General features: G+C 47.7%; 6 protein-coding genes. All 6 read left to right on the top strand.

Features of this window, described 5'->3' with window-relative positions; translation table 11 throughout:
• Window positions 1–33 precede the first annotated feature (33 nt).
• Window positions 34–819, top strand: a complete 786-nt coding sequence (locus AC3DOM_RS14965; protein WP_487919847.1) for a phosphotransferase — start codon at window positions 34–36, stop codon at window positions 817–819.
• A 143-nt stretch (window positions 820–962) separates the two neighbouring features.
• Window positions 963–1,463, top strand: coding sequence for a hypothetical protein (locus AC3DOM_RS14960; RefSeq protein ID WP_487919846.1), 501 nt, complete (start codon window positions 963–965; stop codon window positions 1,461–1,463).
• Between the two features lie 46 nt (window positions 1,464–1,509).
• Complete coding sequence (add, locus tag AC3DOM_RS14955) at window positions 1,510–2,535, top strand: adenosine deaminase (protein WP_487919845.1); 1,026 nt, start codon at window positions 1,510–1,512, stop codon at window positions 2,533–2,535.
• 580 nt (window positions 2,536–3,115) lie between these two features.
• The gene (locus tag AC3DOM_RS14950) at window positions 3,116–3,691 is read left to right on the top strand and encodes a sigma-70 family RNA polymerase sigma factor (protein ID WP_487919848.1); all 576 of its coding nucleotides are present in this window, start codon (window positions 3,116–3,118) and stop codon (window positions 3,689–3,691) included.
• The gene (locus AC3DOM_RS14945; protein WP_487919844.1) at window positions 3,684–4,292 is read left to right on the top strand and encodes an anti-sigma factor family protein; all 609 of its coding nucleotides are present in this window, start codon (window positions 3,684–3,686) and stop codon (window positions 4,290–4,292) included. Before AC3DOM_RS14950 ends, AC3DOM_RS14945 begins: the two co-directional genes overlap by 8 nt.
• A 53-nt stretch (window positions 4,293–4,345) precedes the next feature.
• Window positions 4,346–5,473, top strand: coding sequence for a DUF7544 domain-containing protein (locus tag AC3DOM_RS14940; protein ID WP_487919843.1), 1,128 nt, complete (start codon window positions 4,346–4,348; stop codon window positions 5,471–5,473).
• Window positions 5,474–5,813 lie beyond the last annotated feature (340 nt).

Below are 5,813 nucleotides of genomic sequence, written 5' to 3'. Positions count from 1 at the left end.
CTTTACAATGTACTTTTTTTGAGGAGGTAGATGATGAAAGGTGCTTTGATTGGTCGGGGGCGATTAGCCGAGGTATATGCGTGGGGTGATGATCAGGCGCTTAAATTGTTTTATCAAGGCCGTTCCTCAACCTGGGTAAAGAATGAGGCCTCCCTCAGTCGCATCGCCTTTGAGACCGGGGTTAATACTCCCGCGGTGGGGGAGGTTATTGAAGTGGAAGGACGGCATGGCATTCTTTTTGAACGTGTAGATGGGATCCCAATGCTGGCTGAAATGAGCGCCAAGCCATGGATACTCATCCGCGCTGCACGCATCCTGGCAGAGGAACATGCAAGCATGCACGAAAAAACTGTCCACAATCTCCCCACACAACGGCAGCTTATGGAGCAAAGCATCTTGTCTGCCAGTGCCCTGTCACCAGCTAAACAAGAGGCCGCGATCAATGCAGTCCGGCAATTGCCAACAGGCAATAAACTTTGTCACGGTGACTTTCATCCGGATAATATTCTCATGTCGACTCGTGGAGCGGTGACGATCGATTGGACGACCGCCAATATGGGCAATCCCTTGGCAGATCTGGCCCGAAGCTCTCTAATTTTGCAACTTGGTGATCTGCCACCAGGCACCCCTGCGATGACCCGCCGGATGGTAAGCGCTGGACGCGGACTTTTTCATAAAACCTATCTGAAACATTATTTTGAACTACGCCCGGAAAACCAGGAGCAATTTGTTGCCTGGTGGACCCCCACTGTGGCTGCTCGCCTTGGCGATGGCATCCCTGAGGAAAAAGAGCAATTATTGTCACTGTTGGCTCTTTAGTTACAGGGTGTATAATGAAAAAAGTAAATCACCGGGATCAATACTTTCTCCACTTGCTTATCGGCAGTTTCCGGGCCTGGGCTAAAATTGGTGTTCCGGGCGGGAAAAAGGAGTGAAATAGTGTTAAACTTGGAGGAAATTGGATGAATAAAATCAAGCAATTTTTAGAGAAAGAACGCACCTATGCCGGTTGGCGATTTTGGCTGCTCTTTGTGATTATGACTAACGTCGGTTTCTTCCCCGGATTGGGATTAGAAAAAATACTATTTGGGGAAGTCAATGTCTATATTGCGACCGCGTTTTCGGGCATTGGGCAGGCGTGGGTATTAAGTCGCCATTTTCCAGAACGGGGTCAATGGGCCATTGCCTCAGCACTTGGCTGGTTTGTTGGCGGTTTGTTAAGTGAGCGCGTACTTGCCAGTCTTATTCCCGATATTTCCTTCATGTTGAATTTATTCCTCTTTCCAATTATTGCCGGGGGTGTGATGGGTATCCCTCTTTGGCTGGTATTACGCCGATATTTACCCCAGGTTGGCTGGTGGTGGATTTTGGTCAGCGCTATTGGGCCCATGACACAGTTCCCAGGCATGGTCATGGGTGGGGTGATTCTCTGGCTGATGGGCCAATCAAGTGATAATCAATAAAAACGATTAAATATTCTTTTCTTCAATAAAGCGAAAGAAATTTGATATGAAAAACTTCGACCCAAAATATAACGGGATCCCAAAGACCGAAATCCATGTCCATCTGGAAGGGGCCATCCGCACAGCTACGATCATTGACATCGCCAGAGAGCACGGCCTTGAGTTGCCAGCCTACGATATCGAAGGATTGGATCCGCACGTCAAGGTGTATGATCAGTGGGAAAGCCTGGATGCTGTCCTGGAGGCCTTCAATATCGCCCAAATGAGCATCGCCTCCCCGGAGGCCTTTGAGCGGATCGCCAGGGAATTCTTCGAGGATTCCGCCCTGCAGAATGTCAGGCTGCTCGAGGTGCGCTTCTCCCCGGACTGGGCCTTTAGCGGTCATAACCTGGATTGGGATGCCGCTCTGGAAGGCCTGCTGCACGCGAAAGCCAGGGCCAAATCAGCGTTTGGGATGGCAATTGGATTGATCGCGATCACCTCCCGCAGCATGGGGGTTGATTCCTGCGAGAAAACCATCGACTGGGCTATTCGTCATCGGGAACTGATCCATGGCATCGATCTGGCTGATAGTGAGGCCCAACACCCGATCAGCGAGTTTATTCGTCCAGTGCTGCGTGCCAAAGATGCGGGCTTGGGGATCACGATCCATTCAGGGGAGGATACGCCCGCGTCAGCGGTCATCGAAACGATTCAAGCCGTGAGCCCGGACCGGATCGGTCATGGTATCCATATTATTGAGGATATGAAAGCGGTCGAAATGGTGATCGAGCAGGGCATTACGCTGGAGGTCAATCCCTGGAGTAATTATCTGACCAGCGCCGTCCCGACGATTGAATCCCATCCGCTCAAGCAGCTTTTTGATCTGGGTGTGCGTGTCACGATCAATTCTGATGACCCTGAAGTCCTGGAAACCAATCTGAATAACGAGTACCGCATTGCCCATGAAGTCCTGGGGATGAGTCTGGAAGAGATCGAAACTTGTAACCGGTTTGCAGTGGAGGCATCTTTTCTTTCAGGCCCTGAGAAGAGTGGCCTCATGGCGAATTTTTTTCCTTTAAGAACTAACTAATCATTAACAGGACTTCCGCATTTTTATAGCCCTTTTCCCAATGCTCTGCGTTGGGATATTGAAAACATGCTGCAACGCAGAGCATTGCTGCGAGAAAGAAAGGTGTTTTGCGTAAATCCTAATTAATCATCTAAGCCATATACTTCTGTTCCAGGGTACCAGTTCCTGCTCAGTCGGTTCTTGCGGGGCATTTTGAGAGGGTTTCGCTTTCTGATCCGTCCCTGGACTACAGGCGGTTATTCCCAAAGCAAGTATTAGTCCTAAAAGTAATCCTTTTATCCATGGCATAAAAACTCCTGATCTACCTCTAAATTAAAGAGATAAATAATAGATTTGCTGAGAAGGGGCTTTCTTACTATTGATATTCAGATAAACAGGTTATGAGCGTCCCGCAGGTTTATGTTGCTTTAAAATCTAAATCACGGGAACCTGCGGGACGTTTTACTTAGAGAAAATTAACCAACTTAAGTGAACATCAATAAGTTCCAAATCCAGGCAGCAGTTTTCGAATAAAAACAGTATGATATGCGTTAAGAGTATAGAAAGAGCAAGAATTCTCTCGAAAGGATCTTTCGCAGTGATGATAAGCACGCAGATCAACGAAACAGCGTTGGTCAACCAAGCACAAAATGGCGATAGAAATGCTTATGGCGAATTAGTTCGCACCCATTCTCAGGGTGTACTGAATGTGGTCTATCGGATGTGCGGCAACAAGCATCTTGCAGAAGATGCTGCACAGGAGGCTTTTATTCAGGCCTGGCTAAAGCTCTCATCCTATCAGCCGCGTGCATCTTTTCGGAGCTGGCTATATCGAATTGCGGTCAATAGTGCCATCGATATGCTGCGCAAAGAAAAACGGATCCTGCCCGATGCTGTCGAAGACTACTTTTTGATGGATCCAAGCCCTGGTCCGGAATCAATGCTCGCGAGTACTGAGCGCGCAGAATTAGTGCGCAAGGCCATTGTCACATTACCGGATGCCAGCCGAGCCGTTCTGGTCTTGAGAGAATATGAAGGTCTTTCGTATCAGGAAATTGCTGAAACAATAGATATTCCAATTGGTACAGTTATGTCACGCTTGAATTACGCACGTAAGTTGTTGAAAGAAAAACTGAAAATGCATCTCTTCTCTTATGCGGAGGCTGAACATGTCTGATCATATCCTTGAACAACTTGGCCCCTACCTGGACGGCGAATTGCACGGCAAAAGTTTGCAAAAAGTGAAGTTGCATCTAACTGAATGCATAACCTGTCAGGAAGAATACACGTCACTGGAAAATCTTTCAGCAACCTTGCAGGAAGCACCATTGCCAGATTTTCCCTCACCGGAAGATTTCGCATCAGATCTGGCTTTACTTTTGCCTCGAAAACCAGCCCTCCCGATACGTGAAAAAGCGCTGGAATTTGGCTGGTGGCTGGCCCCGATCGGGCTGATTGCGATATGGATGTTTATCAGCACGACAAATCTGGTCAGTGGCGCAATAACCTTTGCCAACTCTCTTGGAGTGTTAAATGACACATCTACCTGGTTGGTATCTGGTTCAGCTCCAGAAACGTATTGGTCAGCAGCACTTGGACAATTTGGTTTCCTGAGCGGAAATAATCTGCAAATAGCTGAGATGGCAGAAGCGATCACTAGAATTACGATCCCTCAGATCGTATGGCAAGTTTCGCTTGCAACGCTCTATCTCAGTTGGATGGCGATCTGGTGGGCGCGCCACGAGCGTCAGGGACTCGGCCAAGCCCTTGAAAGCTGAAGCAAGCTCATGGTCAAGATTGAATACTAAGTATAAAAAATAAGGAGAAAATAATGGACCCCGTAAAAATTTTAAAACGTTCCTGGCATATCTTATGGAGCTATAAAGCTCTCTGGGTGTTTGGTCTGATCCTGGCACTCACCGCTGCCGGCTCATCCGGAGGTAGTGGAAATAGCGGCAGTAGCTATCGATACGATGGTGAAAATCAACAATACGAGTTGCCTCTGACAGAGGATTTCTCGGAAGATTTCCAAAAAGCCTTTGAGGAAGCCGGCGAAGAATTCAAAAAAATATTTGAAGAAGGCGTTCAGGCTGCCGGTATTTCCAGGAGCGAGGTAAGCACCTTGATCTGGATTGGTGCCGCCTTTATTTTGGTCATGCTGACTATGGGAATCGTGATGTCGATTGCCCGTTACGTTTCAGAAACCGCGGTCATTCGCATGGTGGATGAATATGAAGCAACGGATACCAAGATGACTGTTCGGAGTGGCTTTCGGATCGGCTGGTCACGCACATCATGGCGTTTATTCCTGATCAATTTGATCGTAAACATACCTGTATTTCTACTGATTGGGCTATTGATCTTGGATGGCTTTGTTATGTACCGAGCAGTTATGAGTGATGGAGAACAGTTTGCTATCGCTGGTATGGTCGCGCTAATCGGATTTACTTTCCTGATTATTTTTGTCACCATCCTTGTGATGGCTGTATTGGTACTGCTGCGACAATTCTTCTGGCGTGCAGCAGTTCTTGAGGATCTTGGCGTACGAGCATCGCTTCGCCGTGGCTTTGCAATGGCACGTGAAAACTGGAAGAATATCGGCCTGATGTGGCTGATCATGATGGGGTTGGGGATTGTCTGGATGATCGTATCGTTCATCTCTCTCTTTGTCCTGCTTCCGGTTGCGTTTTTCACAGCAATATTTGGCGCTGTGATCGCGGCCATCCCGGGCATGCTCCTGGTCGGCTTTTTCAGCCTCTTCCTGAGTGGGCCACTGCCCTGGATCGTTGGAGGCATCTTTATCCTGCCCCTCTTTTTGACCCTGGCTTTCTCCCCCTGGATCTTGCTGACAGCCTGGCAACAAATCTATGCATCCACTGTTTGGACGCTCACCTATCGTGAGATCAAAGCCTTACCCGCATTAACAGAGGATTCTGAAATCGATCTACTCGAAGCATAAATGCTTATCTCTGCTAAATATAAAGCACCTTAGAATCCTTCCTCCCCCGCCAAGCATTTCAATTTATCCAAAACGTAAATAAGGCGGGGGAGGGGAGGTGGGGAAAAACTCACCAGTGTATAAAATCTGCCCCTTTTTTTAAATTAGATTCGAGGTGTAGCATGTGTCTAATTTTTAAACGTCCATACGGATGCAATTTATGGGATAATCGAACTTAGAAGAATCTCTATGGCCATCATTCGTCAATACAAAGAGTAGGACTTACGCATTTTTATAGTCCTAATCCCAACGCTCTGCGTTGGGGTATTGTAGACAAGCTACAACGCAGAGCGTTGCGGCG

The organism is Candidatus Desulfolinea nitratireducens (assembly GCF_982879505.1).
The sequence above is the reverse complement of the archived record's forward strand: the minus strand, read 5'-3'. Positions and strand labels throughout refer to the sequence as shown.